Below are 19,127 nucleotides of genomic sequence, written 5' to 3'. Positions count from 1 at the left end.
ACCAGTCGTTTTCATCAACTACTGATGACTCTAGTACTTTACCAGCTCCGCCTTTTTAAATTCAATTACCTGGTCAAGTTTTGAAGAGGCTGCAAGAAATAAACTATCGTCTGTTAATATCTCTGGATCACCTCCAAGCCAACAGTTTTTTAGAATTACTTCATTAAACTTCATTGGGTCGGAACCGACTTGCGAAGCAAAGCTCAAAGCCTTACGATCAGGTTTTTTTAAATAGCAAACTTTGTCCTCGATTACGATTCCAAAAAATTCGCCGTGTTGTGCTTTCCATTCTGCAATTTGCTCTGGAGTTGCTGTATGTGCCGATATGGCAATAGTGTTTTCTGCTGTGTTCATTTGTTGTTTTTATTAAAATAATCCCGATTGCTCGGGATCATTGATTATACATTTTTCATCCCTAATGCTAAGAATGGTAAGGTTACCGGCATGAATTTATCGCCTTGTTTAGCAGCTTCCTCAGCTTCAGTAATGCTTACTCCTGAAATTCGTTTGGTACGCATAACATCGCCCGAAGATGGATTACCGTAGGATATCAACATATCTACTTTTATATCCAGAATGTTTCCGCCGGCTGCATCTTCTAAAGCATCATAACCCGACTTCAAAAGCTCTAATTCACCTTCATAAGATGAATTACCCGATTGCATGGCAAAAGGCTCTCGACCTTTGGCATAAATAGGCTCTTTTTCACGTTTCTTTTTGCATTTTACAGCGCGGATAGTCAATAAATCAACCCCACCAAAAATGACCGTGATATCAGCCCACTCGTATTCTCTAGTATCAAACATATCTTTTAAGAATTAAGATTATAGCCAATGGTAAACTCTAAATATCTACCGTAGCCTTTTGGTTTTACTTTCACTTTTCCCTGAATGATTCCAGTAGTAGCTACATTGTTAGTTGTATCAACTAATGCTTGTACTCCTGAATCATTTGCCTTGGTAACATCTACTGACAATTCACCTTTAGCACTCATTTCTTGCGCAATTACCCTTTCAAGTTCTGCCTCAATAGTTCTTGCATCAATTGGGGACAGTTTCCCGCCATCCAACAAATTGAAATCATCCAGAATGTAGTTGGTCAAAGTCGCATTAGCCAAAACAAAAGCTTTATCAATTACACGTCTGCGAGTCAAAAAGTGGTAATCATCCTCAACAGTACAGGCCAAATGATCGTCTACAAAATAGTAGCCTGATTTTCCGACATGCGTACAAAGCGTAATAAATCCTTTATCATACAAGGCATCAATATTCACTTGCTCGACTGGCGTGTCCAGGACAAAGAACTCTAAAGGTTTCAAAGCACCAGATTTCACACGACCAACGTTGACGTGTACTTGATTCTTAGCGATGCGACCACCCAAAACACCTACTGCAGCACCTTTTGAAGCAGTTGCTCCGGTTCTTTTTTCAGTATCTCCAATTAAAACCGCTACACGGTTAAAAGTGGTTTCCGAAAACCCCTCTAAATCACCCGGAACGCCTGTATAATTATACCCTTCGATAACAAATACAACAGGATGGATTTTATTTGTGGTAAAATCTTCAGCAATTGTTTGAGCTGCTGCTAATGTGGATGCAAAACCTTCACGCAAACCGTTTTCGGTTTCTACTTCAGCAACACTTGGTGCATATTTACACAAGACAAAACGAATTCGTCTGTTTGATGCTGTCAATGGTATCTCACTTGCAGTAACTAATTCGTCCAAGGTTTTGGTTTTGGCAACGCCATAAATCCAAAGCTCGGTACCATCACCAGCCTCAGCATAAAACTCTTTAATAGTTTTATGAAGCTCGTAATTTTCAACACTGGCAATAATGCCTAGTGTTTCGGCTTCTTTCAAATTAAACACTGTATAAACAGTATTTAAAGCAAAAGTTCCGTTAGCGGTGGCACTTGCTACAATGGAGCAAATTCCGTCCGGACTTGTAGCGACAACCCCAAGGTTGCCGTTTTCAAATCCTATACTTACTTTTGGTTTTCCCATTATACTTGAGTATTAGCTCCTTCTTGTGCGCTTGCCTTAGCAGCAACTAACAAAGGATAGATTGTGTCTTGTTTGGCATTTTCTGACTCCAATCCCAAAGCCTTGAACAATTTCACTGCTTCTGGGTATTTTGTTGTTTCCGGGTCAAATTCGGCTAACGCTTTGTCCAACTCGGCTTTTGCCTCTTTTGCGGCCTCATCAGCTTCAAAGGCTGCCATTTCTTTTTCAGCTTCAGTCAAGTCCTCCGCATCCACCACCTGTAATTCCTTTTCGTTATAAACAGGTTCAACTGTTTTATCCTTCAAAGTTTTGGCGTGATTTTTAGCGTCGTTTTCTTGATAGAAAGGCGTTCCATCTGAAGTGATGAAGGCTTTTTTTAAGTCTGGATTCGATTCAAAAATTTTGTGCATGATTTTATATTTTAGATTTTACAAAGAGCCAAACCGCCAAAAGCAGCGTGATAATGGCATAGATTCGAAATAGTTTTATTTGGGTTTGTTGCCACCAACTGAGTTTATTTACTTCAAATGGTACCTTAACCACCGTGTCACTGGTTTGATGTGTATTGATATAATGAGCCAGTAACTCTTGCGCTCGGGCTTCACAGTCTATCTTTAACTGGTTGCTATCTAACCGAACCTTTGGGCTTTTTAATGTGCGCCCTGGTTCGGCTTGAATAACATTTTTTATAGCAACCTTACCGTTTTGGCATTCCAATAATGCCAGGTATGAGCTGCTGTCTTTTTCAATTCTGAAAACAGTATCGCGTACCGTTTCCTTTAGGGTAATAATCTGTGTTTTGTTTTCGGTCATGGCGGGCTTCGAGCTTGAGCAGGAAGCCAGTACCATGAGAGAAAAAAACAACAACACAATGTGTTTTAAATTTTTCATGTTTTAGGGATGTATTTTTCTAAATCTTTAGCAATTCCTCTTAATAATTTCGCGTAATTGGGATCAGTTGCATAACCCGCTTTCGCTATTTCATCTATAAATAGATAAGTGTTGTGTTTAACTAAGAGAGCTTTGGCGTAACGCTTGTTTTTGATGAAAAACTGGGCGTGATCAGTAAAGCAATCTTCTAGTGTGTTGTATTTTCTGAAATAGTCTTTTATCTTGTATTTAAACCACTTTTGACCATTTCTAACTACCGGTGTAACCGATATAATATTTGGAAACTTAGTATTAGCACTTTTCGAATATTCTGTAGTAACAAGCAATTGCTCATTGCCATTGATGCCGTCGGTATCTTTAACCCCAAAAAGCATGTTACCAGGACAAACTTCACCCCAAGCACTTTCAACCGCTGCTTGTGCCAAATTAGCTAAAGCCGGAATCCCTGTTTTGTTTTGAGACGCCTTTGCAGACGGGTAAAACTTATTCACAAAGTCTTGCTTTTTCATTAGGCCTTACCGTTTAATTGTTTGAACTTTTGTAATTCCTCAACTAAGTGCTGATTGATTCCCATTAACTCACGGTGTTGCGCTTCCATCGTTTTTATAGTTTCGGTTGCTGCTGACAATCGCATAGCCATGTCGTCAAGTAATTCTCTGTAATATTTAACCGCATTGACGGCATTGTCTAATTCTGCGGCTCTATCTTCAGCCAAATTTTTTCGCTTAGAAAATAGATAGGTTATTAATGCTGAGAAAAAAGCGGCTAATGTTAGGTATACAAATTGCTCCATAATTGAGTTTAAAAAAAGGCTACTACATATTGCAGTAGCCTTTTGTTTATGATCTGAAATTTAATTTCTAAATGATTGCTCCGGCGTATTTAGCCATTACAGGAACTGCAATGAAATAGTGGCGCAATGCATACTCGTTTTGTTGAGTTCTAGGCGCACCTGCAGAGCCTGAAAAATATTGTTTCGTAAAACCTGTTTTCTTTACAATATTCTCTGGATGGAAAATCACAGTTGCGTTTCTATCTGTCGCTCCTGGTACTGCTCCCCAAGCTAATTTAGCACCCGCAGCCGTGTACATTGGATTGTCAATGTTTTGGTACATTTCAAACCCTGCCAACATACCTTTGATGTTCCCCGATAAATAATCGGCTAATTTGTCAGCATATTTGTTAGAGTTGTCCTCAAGCAAATCATTTTCGTGATCTGAACACAATACCAAACGTCTTCCTTTTTTCTTGCACTTGGCGGCATCCATAGAACGTCTTGCCGTAACAAGGTCTTTCCAAAGCATTTTTCTACGACCACCGGCGGTAACTTCATCACCTGTACATTGGATTACGAATGTAGACCCGGCAACAGTTGTTTGTGGCGCAAGGGAGTGAATTGCTTTTGCAAATTTGCCTTCAGTAATATCATCACGATGTGATTTAGTTACAGAGTCAATTTGTGCATAACTGGCACCATTAGCTTGGTCATCAGTTAGAGAAGTTGGATTAGTTTGATACTTATCCAATTGAATAGTCATACTGGTATCATCATAAGCTACCAAAGCAAGCGGATAAGTGGTATTGTTGATCAATACACCCGGTCTAAAAGTGGTAATTGGAATATGAATGATGTTTGATTCAGATGCTGCACCAGAACCAACCTCAAGAACTTGAGTGTCTATTTCTGGTATACCATCTAACCATAGAGCGAGTTGCTCATCTTGGAGTAGAGTTCTTACTCTTGACTCCCACATTTCTGGAAATGCTGCTGGCATAGTATTTTACTTATTAGTTAAACAATTTTTTGTATGCCTCTGGGTTGGTTTCCTTGAAGCTTAATTTTTCGGTATGGGAAAGTTTTTCAAACTCATCCATAGTTGCAACTACAGCAGCTCCGTTTCCACCCGGAACCGTAACACCCGCCCCAAAGTTTTGTTTGGCAGGAATAGAGTCTAAAGTCGTTTGCAATACTTCAGGAGAACTGATCCCTAATTGCACGAATGCTTCTTTTTTATCTGCAGGGATTTTGCCCTGTGTAATAGCCAAGTCTACCTTTTGGGTAGCTGCTAATTTTATCGCTGCGTCTTGTGCCTCCTTGGCAGTTTCAGCCGCCAATTTCAAACCGTTGTTTTCGTTGGTTAAAGAGGTTACTTGGTTAGAAAGCCCCAATAATTTGGCTTCTACATCTGCAACGTCAAGACCGTCTTTTGGCTGGTCTTTATAGCCTAAAGCCATAAGTGCAGCTACGCTTAAAATGATTTTGTTCATATCTAATTTTGTGTTTAAATTTTCGGGGATTCCGTCGAGTTTCTCGGTTACGGATAAACAAAGAGATTTTACGTCCTCTTCTTTTAATAGTTCGCCATCTATACTGTAAATAGCAGTAGCTCCTTTATTGGATGGTACCGGAACAATAGAACCCTCTGCGAGTTCACATTCCATCATGATTAAGCGATCGCCCACTTTTTGTACACTGTCCCAATTGGGTATAATTCCCATTGAACAGCCTTTTAAAATGCCGCGATCTACTTTCCCGGCGATGTCTTTACCTAGATTCGTTTCTTCATCGAAATGGGGTTTTAGCTTTAATAATCCGCCTTCTTTTAAAGCATCTGACCAATTACCAATAACATTTTCATTGGAATTTATATGGTTATTCAACATGACTGGGTTGTCATTGAAACGATCCATTTTAATGCCCAATGTGTTAATGTAAAACCCGTATGAGTTTTTTACATTTTCGTCATTAAAAACAAAGTATTCCGGTCTTGGCATTTGCTATTTTTTTTAAAATTCTTGTCGGCAGTTGTTGCCTTTTGAGATGACAAAGATGTATTGAAACCAATTCCTAAAAAAACAAATGCACAGTGCGCGAACACTAGTGTTTAAAGAACTTACACAGTTGTAAAGCAAGTAAACAGGAATTTTTTTGACCTTTAAGTTTCGTTCAACTTTGCTATAAATAATAGTAGTATGGGCGTTAAAAAACAGGTAGAAAAAGACTTTGCCAAAATCCTTTTTGTGAATGAAAATATCTCACAAAAGGAAATTGCAACACGTTTAAATGTGACCGAAAAAACAATCGGAAAATGGATTAAGGAAGGAAACTGGGAATCCCTAAAAACTTCAATGCTGGTTACAAAAGACAACCAACTGACTGCATTGTACAAGCAGCTGGAAACTAAAAACAAAGAGATTGAAAACCGCCCCATAGTTTACGACATCCCTGTTTTTTTATTAAAACCAATAAAACTCAAAGATGAACACGGCTGCGAGTTCTTGGAATATCCAAAAATCAATGAGAAAGATTACCCTGTAAAGTCTGGAAATTTTGCAAATTCAAAAGATGCCGATATTATTTCTAAAATAACCGGTGCAATCAAAAAACTTGAAACCGAAACCAATATTGGCGAAACCGTGGAGGTTGCCAAACAACTCATCCAGTTTATTGGAAGTCAAGATTTAGCCTTTTCAAAACAGCTCACAGAATATTGCGACGCTTTTATCACCTCTAAAATGAAAAAATAATGAGCAGTAAAAGCGATAAAGATTCTTTAGCACAATGGCAGGAGTTTCGGGACAATACTCGAAAGTCAACTCCTGTAGATATGAACGAAACTGCGGTAGAGAAAGGCAAAAGAATCAAACATCTGGAAGCGCACCCGGAACAATGGTTTAAATATTATTTTCCAAACTTTTATACTGCGGAACCTGCACCATTCCACATTAAGGCAACCAAACGAGCTTTGGATAATCCCGAATGGTACGAAGTGCGTTCCTGGTCTCGTGAGTTAGCAAAATCCGCCAGAACTATGATGGAGGTTTTGTACTTAACTACAACGGGGAAAAAGAAAACAGTATTACTTGTTTCTGCAACTTATGACGATGCCGAACGGTTGTTATTGCCTTACAAAACGATACTAGAGGTAAACAATAGACTGATAAATGACTATGGAGTTCAGGAAAGTATTGGTAATTGGGAATCAGGCGAATTTAGAACAAGAAACGGAGCTTCATTCAGAGCTTTAGGGGCTGGACAATCACCGCGTGGTACGCGTAATGATGCAGCAAGACCCGACGTGATTCTTATTGATGACATTGACACTGATGTTGATTGTCGTAATCCTGAAACCATCAAGAAAAAATACGAATGGATTGAGCAGGCTTTAATTCCTACTAGGTCAATTTCAGTCCCATTATTAATAATTGCCTGTGGTAATATCATTGCAAAATATTGCTGTATTACTGAAATGGGTAAAAAAGCCGACTTGCATGAAATTGTAAATATTCGTGACAAAAACGGCAAAAGTACTTGGCCAACAAAAAACACTGAGGAAATGATTGATAGAGCTTTGAAGCCTATCACTTTAAGCTCTCAACAAAAAGAGTATTACAATAATCCAACCAAGATTGGTAAAATTTTCAAAAGTGTTATTTGGGGGAAATGCCCACCTCTTAGAGCTTGCGAGCAACTATTAACTTATGCTGATCCAGCAACCTCAAATAAGGATAAAAGCAGCTCTTCTCAAAAAGGTGTTGGAGTTATTGGTTTATACAAAGGCAAATATTATCTCTATAAAATTTGGCTTAACAATATGCGTCAATCTGTTTTTGTAGGCTATCTATATGATGCCTCGGAATGGGTGAACGGGAAAGGTGTCGACGTGCATAAGGACTGGATTGAGAACAACTCCTTACAAGACCCTTTTTACGAGCAAGTAATAAAGCCGCTGATTCAAACCACAGGAAGAGAGCGAAACAAAAGATTAGTAATGTCCTTGGACAGACGGTCAAAAGGAGACAAATTTAACCGTATCGAAGGAACCCTTGAACCTATATGGACAGCAGGAGATTTGATCTTTAATATAGATGAAAAAAGCAATCCTCACATGGTAAGAATGGAGGAGCAATTTTTAGGAGTTGATGAAAGTTCCAAAATAATGGATGGCCCCGATTTACTGGAAGGTGGTGTATGGCTATTAAAAAACAGAGCTGAAAAAAGAGAAGACACCTATGTTATTGGGCAAAGAAGTAACCGAAAATATTAAAACAACATTAATATGTTTTTAGAAAAAGCAGATTTAGGCAGTGTTATTTATGCCTACCAAATAGACCAAATCACCGAGGGTAATGATGACTTAGTCGCACAAGCTCTGGCGGCGGCCGAGGAAGAGGCCAAAAGTTATTTAACCCCAAATATCAACAAACTGGAAGCTCTTGACGGGCGAATTTTGTATGATACTGAGGTGATTTTTAGTGCTACCGGACTAGACAGAAACGCACTGATTTTACAACATTGTTTGACCTTGGCGAAGTTTCATATTGCTACTTTATGCAATGCCGACTTTATCTATGAGCAAGCCAAAGAACGCTACGACCGAGCTATAGAGTGGTTTACCAAACTATCAAAAGGCACGGTTGTATTGACTTCATTGCCTAGAATTACCCTTGACGATACCAACAGCGACCGAAACCCTTTTAGTTCCGGTTCACGCGCCAAATTTAACCATGATTATTAATTATGAGCACAGTACCACTATTTGAATTAGCAGACAAGTCCGGAGCATGGAAAGTAAAACAAGGCACCAGTTATGTTCCCACCATTGCGCCAAAAACTATTTCGCAAACTAGGCAAGACATCAAAAATTATACTGATGCTAAAAACCTATTTAAAAATGCTGATAATCCAAAACGTTTCCCATACTACAATCTTGTAGATAATATATTGGTCGATTTACATTTGCAAAGTCAGATCAACAACAGGATGTTAAAGAGCTTGTCTCAGCCTTTTATAATAAAAAATTTGAAAGGCGATTTAGATCAGGATTTAACCGATTTATTACAAAACAAACAATTCGTTTATCAAGTCAACAAGGCTATTTTGCAAACGACCTATTACGCGCATTCTCTTGGAGAATTCGACTATGTTAATGGTGAATTGGTATTTAATTTAATTCCAAGGCAAAATGTTGAACCTGTAAAAGGTCGAATTTTCAAAGACTATACCGAAGATAAATTTATTGATTATCGTTTACAAAAAGAATACGGTTCCTGGTTAATCGAGTTTGGAAGCAATACAGAGTTTGGATTACTCGATGGCTGTATTCCCCACGTATTATTTAAAAGGTTTTCGCAAAGCTGCTATTCTGAACTTTGTGAAATATACGGTATTCCGCCTCGTGTATTAAAAACCAATACCCAGGACAGGACTATGGTTTCTCGTGGCGAAAAGATGTTGAAAGACATGGGTAGTGCCGCTTGGTTCATCATTGACGAAAACGAAAGCTTTGAGTTTGCACAAGGCGTTTCCACAAATGGCGATGTTTACAAAAATTTAATGAGCTTTTGCAACAACGAGCTATCAATGGGTATCTCCGGAACCGTTGTAGGTCAGGACACCAAAAACGGTTCTAACAGTAAAGAAAAAACCTCTATTGGGATTTTACAGGACTTAATTGATAGCGACTTATCAATTATTGAACAGGCTTGGAACTCGACTGTTATTCCCGCCTTGAAAGTTTTGGGTGTTATTACGAGCGATGTGGTTTATGCTTATCCACCTGCGGAAGATTTAGACAAACTTTGGAAGATGACAACAGAAGCTGCCAGCTTTTTAGAGGTTGACCCGGTTTGGGTAAAAGATACGTTTGGTATTGAAGTTACTGGCGTTAAAGTGCAACCAACACCAACGCCAGGAACAAAATTAAGTTTAGAAGACTACGAGCGTTTTTTCGTTTAAGCCCTGAATATTTCGGGGCGTTTCATTCACGTATAACCAGTTTATATGAGTGCGGATGTGAGGACTGCAACGCAAGAGTTAATCAACTAAACCTGTCAATTAGTGATTCGTTTAAACAGTTATTAAACACCGGTAAAAAGGCATTTAAACACCTGCATAAAAAAGGGAGTTACACCCCAAAAGACCTGCAAACGGAAAAGGTGTACAAAGATTTGGTTAACCAAACTTACGATGCTTTCAATTTTGCCATTACCGACAATGATATACCGGACACCATGCGCACGGCATTACAAGACAATGCCCGTTTGTTTGGAGGCCTGAAAACTCATGCACAATTATTTGAAGCTTCAAAACTGCTGTTGGATGATAACGGTAATTTAAAACCCTTTAGCCAATTATCGCACGAATTCGACAAACTGAATGTTACTTATAATAAGAATTATTTAGAGGCAGAATATGAGTTTGCCGTTGGCTCTTCAGAAATGGCGGCCAAATGGGAAGAGTTTGCCGATAATGATCGTTATGAGTTAAATTACAGGACTGCAGGCGATGGCGCAGTACGTCCAGAGCACGCTGCTTTAAATGGGATTACATTACCAAAGTCAGACCCTTTTTGGCTGTATTATACGCCTCTTAACGGATGGAAATGCCGTTGTACGGCGGTAGAAGTTTTAAAAGGTAAATATCCAACGAGTGACAGTGAAAAGTCAATTAAAGCGGGCGAAGCGGCAACCACACAAATAGGCAAGGACGGCAAGAACCGTTTAGAGATATTCCGTTTTAATCCTGGTGCGCAAAAAGTGGTGTTTCCTCCGGCGCATCCATATGGAAAAGTAGTAGGTGCAACTGTGGTAAAAAAACAAATGAAAAAGCAATGATAGATTTTATAAAAAACATTCTTTCTGATGTTCGCATCGAGCTAACCGATGAGTTTGACAAAAATTTTGAGAGAAAGGCTTTCTTTGACAAAGCTTGGGAAAACACAAGAATACCTAACGCCAAAGGCAGTTTAATGATGCGTTCGGGCAAGACTAGACGTTCCGTTCGTTCCAAGCAAACGAATAATGAAATTTCTTGGAGCAGTTCATTGCCTCACGCCAGTTTAATGAATGAAGGTGGCGAAATTATTGTAACCGAAAAAATGAAGCGTTTTTTTTGGGCGATGTTCTACAAGGCAAACGGTGCTGTTTCAAAAACCACCAAAGGCGACACCAGGAACAACGACAGAAACAAGCGACTAACTACTGAGGCGGAAACGTGGAGAGCCTTAGCCTTGCAAAAAGTGGGTGCTAAAATGAAAGTCAAGCAACGCCAGTTTATAGGCGATCACCCACAAGTAAGGCAACGCATTGAGCAGGTTGTTGACCGCAACATGAAAGAATTGGAAAAGGAAATATTTAATAAACTCAAACGATAATGGACGTAGTTTTAAAAAACATTCAGGACACTTTAAGCACAATCCCAGCACTTAAATATGTTGATGAAGACTGGGGGCAACTGGACGATTATTCGCCAAACCCTCCCACACAATTTCCTTCGGCTTTAATTGATATTGGAAACCTGCAATTTAGCGATATTGGAAAAGACAGAACGGCAACACCCCAAAACCGTCAAATGGCAACGGGTACCATCGTGATCAGTATTGCCAGCCTGAAGCTAACCAATACCAGTGCCAGAGCACCACAAACACAAAGGGATCAGGCTTGGTCAATTTGGGGTATTGTAAAGAGTGTTCACGCTAAGTTACACGGGGTGGTTGTGGGTGGTTCTGCCGGTGCTATGATGCGCACGGCCATGAGAAAAGTAAAACGGGATGATGGAATTCAAGAGTATGAGGTGACTTATACCATCGGGGTAACCAATGTTTAATCAAACAATTTTGTTTGGATACTTATTAGGTCTTCAATTTTTTTAAGCTCCGAGGTTACGGGCGTGCAAAGCACTTCATAAAGTGTGGTACGTGAAATAGGGTAAACCGGGCAAATGTATTTTCGCCAAACAACTGTTGTAGGAATGTCCTCGGTCTTGTGTTTTTGGTATAACTCCTTGATAAGCCTGTAACGTAACAGCTTATTCCTTTGAATTCCAATACTACGATTTAGGGATACAGACATATAAGCAAAAGTAGGAAACTTACATATTATAAACAAGTCGAATTTTTTAGGCATAAAAAAACCCACCGTTTTGGTGGGTTCTTATTTTAATAAGAGTAAAATTTATATTTGCTTTTGGGAGAATCCCCGGAATAGAAGTAAAACTTATACTTCTTATCGCTATCTATATAATTGCGGTATTTTGTGGCGCCAACAAAGTCATTATAATTAGCAGCAGGATAAAAAACATCATTGATAATTGAAAACATCAATTTCGGCTCTGCATAAAACTCACGGACTTTGTAAGTACCGTTTTCTAGTTTAGAAAGTCTTACCACAATACCGCTCTCGTAAGCGTTAACCGCTGCCTCTTCTTTTTGTTCCGCTGTAAGTCCAGCAGGAAGATAAAACAACAGATGAGCCTCTTTCGTTGGTTTCTCTTTGACTAATTCATACTTATCAGTATTTAAGCTTACCAAGTCACTCACAAGATTTTTAGCTTCAGCTAAGGAGCTTCCCTGCATTCTGTTTATAACATCTGTCTTTTGTGCAATAGCAAAAGAACAAATGAATAATGCGGTAAGTAAGAGTAGTTTTTTCATTTTTGAAGAATTTTAGTTTAAACTATCCTTTCAGATATTAGTTTGAATATTTCAATTGCATCTTCAGCACTATATAAATCAATTTCGAATTCTTTGGAACCAACCAATACAATAACCTCTTTGGAAATTGACAAAGTTCCGCCTCTTTTTAATGATACCACATTTATTTTATTGAACGGTATTCCTGAAGTAGCCTTTTTTGATGAAATGCTATTATCAACAAATATTAATCTTTTATTTGTTACAGCACAATAATCCTCTTTAACAATATAAAAGTGTTCAATAGTTTCGTTATTCAAAAGTAGACCTTCAACTTCTGTTTTTGCTCTTACTTTAATTTTCTCTAATTGACCGTCAAAAAATCCCATATATACATTTTAAGTTTTTATTTGATTCAAATCTAATCAATATTTATAAATGACAACAGCCATTGCAATAAAAAGTAATACCGCTGCAGTTGTCAAAACTCGCATTCTAATTTTATGGCGTCGGTCTATTTCTGCCATTTTTCGGTGGTGATCTTCCCAAATTTCTTTCATAATTTAAGTTTTTAAGTGAATTCTAAATGTTCTGAGTCTTTGATTATTATGGTTTTGAATGGGAATTTGTCTTCAGGAACTTGTTTTATCATTTGCATTAATATTGTGGAACCGGTAAATAAAACATGTTTGGTGCCCGATTTTTCGAGTTGAAGGATTAAGAGCTTTGTTCCTGCCTTTACTTTCGAATCTTCAATCTTATAGGCTAGTACTGATATTTCGGCATTTAATAATCTATCTACTTTTATCTTATCGCCTGTAAAAGTGGATAATTCGGCTTTTATTTTGAAATCCTTAAAGTTGTTCATTGGGTAGTAATTTTTTTAATAAGTGTTTGGAGTTGCAATGTTTTGCCCATCCATTATAAGCGGCTATTGTGGCCTTGTTTTTTGTTTTGGATACTGCTTTGGCAAATCTTTTTTTGATTGATTTTCGAAGTAATGTGTGCGTGTGGTAAAACTTGTACCCTACAAAATCAATCCCGCGAGCTTCAACCGGGAATACTTGATAATTATCTTTCACTCGCAGTTTTAAATTATCGTTTAAATACTGTTTAATGGCTGATAAAATATCGTGTAAATGGGGTTTGTTATTCGAAAGTATTACGATATCATCGGCGTACCTGAAGTAATATTTTATTCCCTTTTGTTCCTTGATCCAATGATCAAAATAAGTGAGGTAAAAGTTGGCGAAGTATTGGCTTAAATAATTGCCGATTGGTAAACCGTCGGCACTGTCTATAATTTCATCCAGTAGCCAAAGAAGGTCATTGTCCTTGAACTTTTTTCTAAGTAACGCTTTTAGTATATCATGATCTACATTAGGGTAAAACTTCACGATATCCAACTTCAAACAGTATTTTGTATTCTCCTGGTCCTGCAATGCTGTTTTGATATTATTGGCCGCTGCATGTATTCCTTTTCCTTTGATGCAGGCATAACTGTCATTTGTAAAAACCTTTACAAATATAGGCTCTAGAACATTCATTACGGCGTGGTGTGTGATTCGGTCAGGGAAGTAAGGAAGGCGAAAAACAAGCCTTTCTTTGGGTTCATAAACGGTGAAGGTTGTATATTCTGAGGTTTTATACCCTTTGTTCAAAAGCATTTCATGAAGTTTAAAAATATTGCTTTCGGGTTCTTTGTCAAAAATTTTTACACCGTATTGTTGGGCTTTGCCTTTTCGGGCTTTTGCTTCAGCAATCCTTAGATTGTCAATGGAGGCGATTTGACTGTATATATTATTGAGTCGTTTCATTACTTTGCTTTGATTGGCTCGCTTTCGATTGCTCTACTAACGAACCTATTAAAATTGTGATTTTTTGCCCTGTTGGCAAGGTCTGTGGTGTTTAATATTTTAAGCTCAGGTGCGAGCTGACATTCGAATTCGTGTTCCAATTATCGTAGTCGTTGTACGAAAAACTGCCACCTGAAGGAGAACTACAGCAACGACACCACACAACCTTAATTATTTATGCTTTTACAAAATAGCTTTTGTACAGGTCTTCAAATTGTTTTCCGGCATAGATTGCCTTGTCTCTGGTTTCAAAGCAAAGGCGCGAGCCGACAGCCGAACCCGTGTACCAACCACCGCAGCCGATGAACGAAAAACCGCCACCCGAAGGAGAACCCATCTCGAACCAAGGATAGTACTTGTATTGACTCCAGTCTTTCCAGTCCGGTACCCAATCGCCGTTTATGGCTTTGGCTATGATCACTAATTTGGCGTGGTCAATCATTGCCTGTCTGTCTGCTTCAGGGAATAATGAAAAATCTGGAATAATCGTAGGCTCTAGATTAATAGCCTTGCAAGCGTCTTCGAATGTTTTAATTTCTGTGTACATTTTTATTGTTTTAAACTGTTAAAAAATCTTTGTAAATACTCTCAAATAATTGTCCAGCATGTTTAGCTAAATCAGCGGACTTGTAGCAAAGGCGCGAGCCGACAGCCGAACTCGAGATCCAATAACCGTAGACGTCGGCCGAAAAACCGCCACCCGAAGGAGAACCCATCTTGAACCAAGGATAGTATTTATACTCATTGCTGTTTGTCCAGTCTGGTACCCAACCTTCATTGAATGCTTTTACAATTTCCTTGATCATTTTATAGGCAACTTCGTCGGGTTCGAGACCCTCACATGATTCTCTGAATTCTTCTTCTGTCTTCCCATTTTCTCGAATCACATCATTAAGGGTTTTGATTCGCTCTTTGATGTCTTTTGGTATTTCTACCAAATTAATAGCTCCTGACGATTGGTCAACTGATTGAAATTTGAATCCTTGTGGCGGATTGATTTGCATTGTCTTACTCATTTTTATTGTTGTTTAATTAATTACTTGTTTATGCTGCTTTACTCCATTCGTCATTATAATACTGACGGTTAATGAATGTGGCTAAATGAGCCGTTCCGGTGCCTTTTTTGGCTAAATACTTCTTGTATCCGGGTATCGCTAGGAAACATTTTATTTTATCCGCATCGCTTAGCTTCTTAAAGGCTTTCTCAGCATCAAACTTGGACACTTTATTGTCGTACAAATTCCACAATGCTTTAAAAGACAAATCCGGCTCACCAACTTCAAGTTTGATGCTTTTGTATTTCTTTGTCCATTCCTTGATATAATCTTCTTTCCAGGGGAACTTTCCGTTGACGTATAAAAATTGTTCCTGTTTATCACTCAAATCGCCTTCCATTACATTAAAGAAGACTAAAACACCTTTTAAATTATATTTAAACTGCCAGATGTCGCCATTTTCCATCTTGACGGTGTAGGTTTTAATCAAGCTCATCCTATGCTAATTTTTGGTTGAGTTGAATAATTACCTTTCGGGCAAGATTAGCCTTATACGGATCGTCTTGATAGGAACTAAAAACGTCTATGTATTGCTCCAAGGTTTCGGCCTCGTGCCACTTAAGCGTGATCTTGTGTTTCTTTTTCTGGTCGAACAAATCGGTTTTTCGATTGAGTTGTTTGGCTTTTGTCATTAGCTTATCGGACACATCGAGCATTATGGTGTAGGCCGCTTTTTTGTCTTTTGGTAATTGATTGGTATCAATGCTTTGTACCAGGAGTGTTTGACGTTCTAAATAGTTGATTTCGTCAGCGGTAAGTTTTAGTTCTATTTTCATTATTACATAATTTCAATTAGTGTTTTTAGGTCTTTCCACGTTGGTTTTGTGCCTTTCAATGCAGTGCTGTTGAACTCAACTATTTCATTAGTTGGGTCTCCCCAAGCATCATATTCATGCGTAACACTTAAATCAGAATCGTTTTTACTTAAACTATAGGTTTTATAGTAATCTTCGCCGTCAAGCATTGCTTCATCTGTCAATTGAAAGCCGTTGTCTTCGAGTTCTGCCGGCTTAAAAGTTGGGTTTATAATATCCATATTAACATTCGGTTTTTGGAGTTTCTAATTGTTCGCCACATTCGGTGCAAACGAGTACTGTTGTTTCACAAGTTCCCGCGCTTTCCAGTACTCTTATTGTAGCGATGTCGTGGGGGCAAACTATCTCCATGTTGTTTCGTTTGGAAAGCAGCTTTTGCCGTCGGTTAATCTGTTTTGAATGCTGTAGAAAACTCTGTTTAAAAAATTCTTTATCATTTGTATATTGATTTTACTATGCCTTTGAATGCTTCTATAATCTTTGAAACCTCTTCGGGTTCCATCTTTTTTAATGGCTTATTAACTGGACTTTTATCGCTCTTTAAAAAGTTACTTAAACGGTCGAGGTCTGGAACTTCGCCCCATTTGTCATTGGGTACCGTCCATTGAGCGGTGCGCATGTGTGACAATATGGTGCGGTGCTGCTGGTTGCTATTGTCGAATAAGCCCCAATTGTCAGAGGGTTGTTTTGGCTGATTTAATGGCTGTAAGCCCTCCTGAGCAACGATTACTTTTTTAGCCTCAGCCTGTGTAATTGATCTCAGGCTGGTGCGGTTCACATCGGCAGTAACCCATTGTACCCATTCGTCCTTAATGTCTACTTTGTATTGGGCGTTTTTCATAATCCGGTTAACCTGCCACTTGAGTATGGGTAAGTCGTCGCCTATGACTTCTTTTGGTTTTACTTTAGTTGCTGTCATGATTACTTATTATTGGTACTCATTAAAAAGTCCGTTCTTAATTCTTTACATTCGACAATCTCAATTTTTCTATTGTTCTGTTTTGTTGATGCACTTAGCCATTTGTCAACTTCGGTTACTACATATTCACTTGCCTTCTTTTTGCTTTCTGAAACACAAACTCCTTTTAAATAGAAAGTCTTATTAGTTGTCACTTTTACTCTGATATGAAATGCTTTATCTTTCATCTTGTTGTTGTTTTAAATATTTGTTCCCGAGGCAGGATTCGAACCTGCTTGTGATGGTGCCTTGACATAACGGGTGGCGGGCTGCATCACTATTTAAAAAAGCCTATTGTCCCTTTCAGCTAGCTTTTATTCTCCAAGACTCTCAGGAAACCGAATTAACTAAACCTTGTAAGTTGCTTTAGTATGTGTTTTGAATCTGGGGTTATCAATAACTAATTGCTTGTATTTTCGGAAAGCCCTAAGCTCACTGTCTGACATATCCGTTTTTGAAACAAAGTTGTCGTTGCTGTCCTTGTAAACGGTATGACCATTTACATTATATTGCTGATGATCCTCTACGGGAATAATGGTTATGGTACCGTTCATTTATTCCTTTTCTATAGGTGATTCATTATAAAACTCGAATTTGTAGCCTTGCGAAAAATCTACCGCACTTAACGATAGCGGAATACTGGTTTTTGATCCATCATCGTTAATTAATGAAGCATCGACAAACCAAACCGATTTTAACGGCTTGTAGGCTTTGGAAATGATGTCTACACCATCGGTAAACTCCTCATTATTGAACTCTTTGGTCAATTTTTGCAACTCCAAAACCCGACTGCCTTTTAAGTTTCCTTTGGCATCTTTTTTCAACAAACCAAAAACCATACTTACTAATGCTGCCGTAGGTTCATCTTTAGCTAATGACTGGATGAATTGCTCCACTTTGGCGATTCCGGCATTTACGGTATCATCCCAACCGTCATTGATGCGGTACCCAATAGTAATCTCGCTTTTCTCACACGAAAAAGTGTGTGTCATTTGCTTTTCTTTAATACCGAAAACTTCCGATTTCAACTTTAAAATATCTTCGAAGTACTTAAATGCTTCGGTTTTGGCATTCGACAATGCTTCTGATGCCATGCAGAGTTTAAATACGGCTTTAGGTACTGTTTGCTCGACTAATTCTTTATAAGCTGTGCGATCGTCTTCTTTTTTGGCTTCCACTTTTGCCAAAGCTGCTTTTAGTTGTGCTGGTGAAAATGTTGTTAAATCAACTGGGGCTTGCGTTTCTGTGTTCATGATAAATTATTGGGTTATTAAATTGTTGTCTATTACTTTTTGGAGAATGAAGCGTATTTTGCTTTCCAGTTTTGGCGGACAGCTGTAAAACCTAATTTCGTGCTCTCGGTTTTCCTCGTTGCATTGGCTTAGTAATGCGCCCCGCTCCTGATTGATGCAGATGCGCTCTAATGTGGTAAAACATTCGGGTTTGCCAACTTTTTGTTTGTCGGAGCAATACTGCAATATGCTGTGTAAATCGTCTAGCCGGGTAATTATATTTTCGCTCATTGGCTGTGAAAATTATGGTTTCGAACATCAAAGGTGTCGCGTTCGTAGGTTCTGCTTTGTTGCTCTTCTTTTAGTTTTCTTAAATCAGTTTCAATCGTGGTCCTGTTAGCATGGTTTGGATTGTCTTTTAGACATTGCTCTAGTTCAGCAATCTTGACTTTTCGTTGTTCTGGGTTCATTGGTTAGTTTTGGTTAAAGGTTAAGCTTGGAATTCTCAATCCTTGGATTTTAATAACTCCAAAGACTTGTGTTTTTTTGACTTCTTGTAACAATGCTGTTGGGCGGATATTAAACATGCGATATGTGCAGTCGTTGTAGCATCTTTTATAATCGGAAGCAGTTAGATTATCATACCTTCCGGTTAACTGCTGAAATTCTTTTTCACATTTTGAATACTCGATTAGGTACCATTTATTGATAGCGGAATTAGCCAGTGTCTTTTGAAATTCACGCTCATTGATGGTTACGCTTTCACACCATCGAGCATACCCAGAAAAAAGCATGTGTTCATATTCGTAGGCAGTCATTTGTAATTTTTGAGCGGTTGTTGTTTGTGTAATACTCATGATGTTGTTTTCTAAATTTGGTTTTCGTGAACCTTACGGTTTCAT

32 protein-coding genes are annotated in these 19,127 nt (G+C 38.5%); 7 read left to right on the top strand and 25 right to left on the bottom strand.

Annotated elements, in window-relative coordinates; all coding sequences use genetic code 11:
- Positions 1-30 precede the first annotated feature (30 nt).
- From QWY99_RS01260 to QWY99_RS01220, 9 genes are all read right to left on the bottom strand, one after another.
- Entirely contained in the window at positions 31-354 is a 324-nt protein-coding gene (locus QWY99_RS01260; RefSeq protein ID WP_290260044.1) for a hypothetical protein, read from the bottom strand.
- Between the two features lie 44 nt (positions 355-398).
- Positions 399-806: a hypothetical protein gene (locus QWY99_RS01255; RefSeq protein WP_290260042.1), complete on the bottom strand. Its 408-nt coding sequence runs from the start codon at positions 804-806 to the stop codon at positions 399-401.
- A 5-nt stretch (positions 807-811) separates the two neighbouring features.
- Complete coding sequence (locus QWY99_RS01250; protein ID WP_290260039.1) at positions 812-2,005, bottom strand: DUF2586 family protein; 1,194 nt, start codon at positions 2,003-2,005, stop codon at positions 812-814.
- Positions 2,005-2,415 (bottom strand): hypothetical protein, encoded by a 411-nt coding sequence (locus QWY99_RS01245; RefSeq protein ID WP_290260037.1) that lies wholly within the window; start codon positions 2,413-2,415, stop codon positions 2,005-2,007. The genes QWY99_RS01250 and QWY99_RS01245 overlap by 1 nt, the downstream gene beginning before the upstream one ends.
- A 4-nt stretch (positions 2,416-2,419) precedes the next feature.
- A complete protein-coding gene (locus QWY99_RS01240; protein ID WP_290260034.1) occupies positions 2,420-2,896 on the bottom strand; it encodes a hypothetical protein in 477 nt (158 codons plus the stop codon).
- Positions 2,893-3,405: a glycoside hydrolase family 73 protein gene (locus QWY99_RS01235; RefSeq protein ID WP_290260032.1), complete on the bottom strand. Its 513-nt coding sequence runs from the start codon at positions 3,403-3,405 to the stop codon at positions 2,893-2,895. The genes QWY99_RS01240 and QWY99_RS01235 overlap by 4 nt, the downstream gene beginning before the upstream one ends.
- A complete protein-coding gene (locus tag QWY99_RS01230; RefSeq protein WP_290260030.1) occupies positions 3,405-3,689 on the bottom strand; it encodes a hypothetical protein in 285 nt (94 codons plus the stop codon). Before QWY99_RS01230 ends, QWY99_RS01235 begins: the two co-directional genes overlap by 1 nt.
- Positions 3,690-3,756: 67 nt before the next feature.
- Complete coding sequence (locus QWY99_RS01225; RefSeq protein WP_290260027.1) at positions 3,757-4,671, bottom strand: hypothetical protein; 915 nt, start codon at positions 4,669-4,671, stop codon at positions 3,757-3,759.
- A 13-nt stretch (positions 4,672-4,684) separates the two neighbouring features.
- Positions 4,685-5,671, bottom strand: coding sequence for an HK97 family phage prohead protease (locus tag QWY99_RS01220; RefSeq protein ID WP_290260025.1), 987 nt, complete (start codon positions 5,669-5,671; stop codon positions 4,685-4,687).
- A gap of 198 nt (positions 5,672-5,869) precedes the next feature.
- Between QWY99_RS01220 and QWY99_RS01215 the strand changes: the two genes are divergently transcribed.
- The 7 genes from QWY99_RS01215 (at position 5,870) to QWY99_RS01185 (ending at position 11,504) form a co-directional block, all read left to right on the top strand.
- Positions 5,870-6,424, top strand: coding sequence for a hypothetical protein (locus QWY99_RS01215; RefSeq protein WP_290260022.1), 555 nt, complete (start codon positions 5,870-5,872; stop codon positions 6,422-6,424).
- A complete protein-coding gene (locus tag QWY99_RS01210; protein ID WP_290260020.1) occupies positions 6,424-7,944 on the top strand; it encodes a hypothetical protein in 1,521 nt (506 codons plus the stop codon). The genes QWY99_RS01215 and QWY99_RS01210 overlap by 1 nt, the downstream gene beginning before the upstream one ends.
- A gap of 12 nt (positions 7,945-7,956) precedes the next feature.
- Positions 7,957-8,415 (top strand): phage protein Gp36 family protein, encoded by a 459-nt coding sequence (locus QWY99_RS01205; RefSeq protein ID WP_290260018.1) that lies wholly within the window; start codon positions 7,957-7,959, stop codon positions 8,413-8,415.
- A 2-nt stretch (positions 8,416-8,417) separates the two neighbouring features.
- Entirely contained in the window at positions 8,418-9,635 is a 1,218-nt protein-coding gene (locus QWY99_RS01200) for a phage portal protein family protein (protein WP_290260016.1), read from the top strand.
- Positions 9,636-9,847: 212 nt separating this feature from the next.
- Positions 9,848-10,513 (top strand): phage head morphogenesis protein, encoded by a 666-nt coding sequence (locus QWY99_RS01195; RefSeq protein ID WP_290260014.1) that lies wholly within the window; start codon positions 9,848-9,850, stop codon positions 10,511-10,513.
- A complete protein-coding gene (locus tag QWY99_RS01190) occupies positions 10,510-11,052 on the top strand; it encodes a hypothetical protein (RefSeq protein ID WP_290260012.1) in 543 nt (180 codons plus the stop codon). The genes QWY99_RS01195 and QWY99_RS01190 overlap by 4 nt, the downstream gene beginning before the upstream one ends.
- The gene (locus tag QWY99_RS01185) at positions 11,052-11,504 is read left to right on the top strand and encodes a hypothetical protein (protein WP_290260009.1); all 453 of its coding nucleotides are present in this window, start codon (positions 11,052-11,054) and stop codon (positions 11,502-11,504) included. The genes QWY99_RS01190 and QWY99_RS01185 overlap by 1 nt, the downstream gene beginning before the upstream one ends.
- Before the next feature lie 331 nt (positions 11,505-11,835).
- Here QWY99_RS01185 and QWY99_RS01180 read toward each other — a convergent pair whose 3' ends face one another.
- The 16 genes from QWY99_RS01180 to QWY99_RS01105 all read right to left on the bottom strand — a co-directional run bounded on the left by QWY99_RS01180 (position 11,836) and on the right by QWY99_RS01105 (position 19,082).
- Complete coding sequence (locus QWY99_RS01180; protein WP_290260006.1) at positions 11,836-12,330, bottom strand: hypothetical protein; 495 nt, start codon at positions 12,328-12,330, stop codon at positions 11,836-11,838.
- Positions 12,331-12,347: 17 nt separating this feature from the next.
- Positions 12,348-12,698 (bottom strand): PH domain-containing protein, encoded by a 351-nt coding sequence (locus tag QWY99_RS01175; RefSeq protein WP_290260004.1) that lies wholly within the window; start codon positions 12,696-12,698, stop codon positions 12,348-12,350.
- A gap of 36 nt (positions 12,699-12,734) precedes the next feature.
- On the bottom strand, positions 12,735-12,869 hold the full coding sequence (locus QWY99_RS01170) for a hypothetical protein (RefSeq protein WP_290260002.1): 135 nt from the start codon (positions 12,867-12,869) through the stop codon (positions 12,735-12,737).
- 11 nt (positions 12,870-12,880) lie between these two features.
- On the bottom strand, positions 12,881-13,177 hold the full coding sequence (locus QWY99_RS01165; protein ID WP_290260000.1) for a DUF8468 domain-containing protein: 297 nt from the start codon (positions 13,175-13,177) through the stop codon (positions 12,881-12,883).
- Positions 13,164-14,126, bottom strand: a complete 963-nt coding sequence (locus tag QWY99_RS01160; protein ID WP_290259998.1) for an RNA-directed DNA polymerase — start codon at positions 14,124-14,126, stop codon at positions 13,164-13,166. Before QWY99_RS01160 ends, QWY99_RS01165 begins: the two co-directional genes overlap by 14 nt.
- 214 nt (positions 14,127-14,340) lie before the next feature.
- A complete protein-coding gene (locus QWY99_RS01155) occupies positions 14,341-14,712 on the bottom strand; it encodes a hypothetical protein (protein WP_290259996.1) in 372 nt (123 codons plus the stop codon).
- Between the two features lie 10 nt (positions 14,713-14,722).
- Positions 14,723-15,181: a hypothetical protein gene (locus QWY99_RS01150; protein ID WP_290259994.1), complete on the bottom strand. Its 459-nt coding sequence runs from the start codon at positions 15,179-15,181 to the stop codon at positions 14,723-14,725.
- Positions 15,182-15,209: 28 nt separating this feature from the next.
- Positions 15,210-15,656, bottom strand: a complete 447-nt coding sequence (locus QWY99_RS01145) for an LvrA C-terminal domain-related protein (RefSeq protein WP_290259992.1) — start codon at positions 15,654-15,656, stop codon at positions 15,210-15,212.
- 1 nt (position 15,657) lies between these two features.
- Entirely contained in the window at positions 15,658-15,996 is a 339-nt protein-coding gene (locus QWY99_RS01140) for a hypothetical protein (RefSeq protein WP_290259989.1), read from the bottom strand.
- Between the two features lie 2 nt (positions 15,997-15,998).
- Complete coding sequence (locus QWY99_RS01135) at positions 15,999-16,256, bottom strand: hypothetical protein (protein WP_290259987.1); 258 nt, start codon at positions 16,254-16,256, stop codon at positions 15,999-16,001.
- 212 nt (positions 16,257-16,468) lie between these two features.
- Positions 16,469-16,954 (bottom strand): hypothetical protein, encoded by a 486-nt coding sequence (locus QWY99_RS01130; protein ID WP_290259985.1) that lies wholly within the window; start codon positions 16,952-16,954, stop codon positions 16,469-16,471.
- A 2-nt stretch (positions 16,955-16,956) separates the two neighbouring features.
- Positions 16,957-17,181: a hypothetical protein gene (locus QWY99_RS01125; protein ID WP_290259983.1), complete on the bottom strand. Its 225-nt coding sequence runs from the start codon at positions 17,179-17,181 to the stop codon at positions 16,957-16,959.
- A 159-nt stretch (positions 17,182-17,340) separates the two neighbouring features.
- Complete coding sequence (locus tag QWY99_RS01120) at positions 17,341-17,547, bottom strand: hypothetical protein (protein ID WP_290259981.1); 207 nt, start codon at positions 17,545-17,547, stop codon at positions 17,341-17,343.
- A complete protein-coding gene (locus QWY99_RS01115) occupies positions 17,548-18,246 on the bottom strand; it encodes a DUF3164 family protein (protein WP_290259979.1) in 699 nt (232 codons plus the stop codon).
- Positions 18,247-18,512: 266 nt separating this feature from the next.
- Positions 18,513-18,695: a hypothetical protein gene (locus tag QWY99_RS01110; protein ID WP_290259976.1), complete on the bottom strand. Its 183-nt coding sequence runs from the start codon at positions 18,693-18,695 to the stop codon at positions 18,513-18,515.
- Between the two features lie 3 nt (positions 18,696-18,698).
- A complete protein-coding gene (locus QWY99_RS01105) occupies positions 18,699-19,082 on the bottom strand; it encodes a hypothetical protein (protein ID WP_290259973.1) in 384 nt (127 codons plus the stop codon).
- Positions 19,083-19,127: the final 45 nt, after the last annotated feature.

Origin of the sequence: Flavobacterium branchiarum (assembly GCF_030409845.1) — a bacterium.
GTDB classification, from domain to species: Bacteria; Bacteroidota; Bacteroidia; order Flavobacteriales; family Flavobacteriaceae; genus Flavobacterium; species Flavobacterium branchiarum.
The sequence above is the reverse complement of the archived record's forward strand: the minus strand, read 5'-3'. Positions and strand labels throughout refer to the sequence as shown.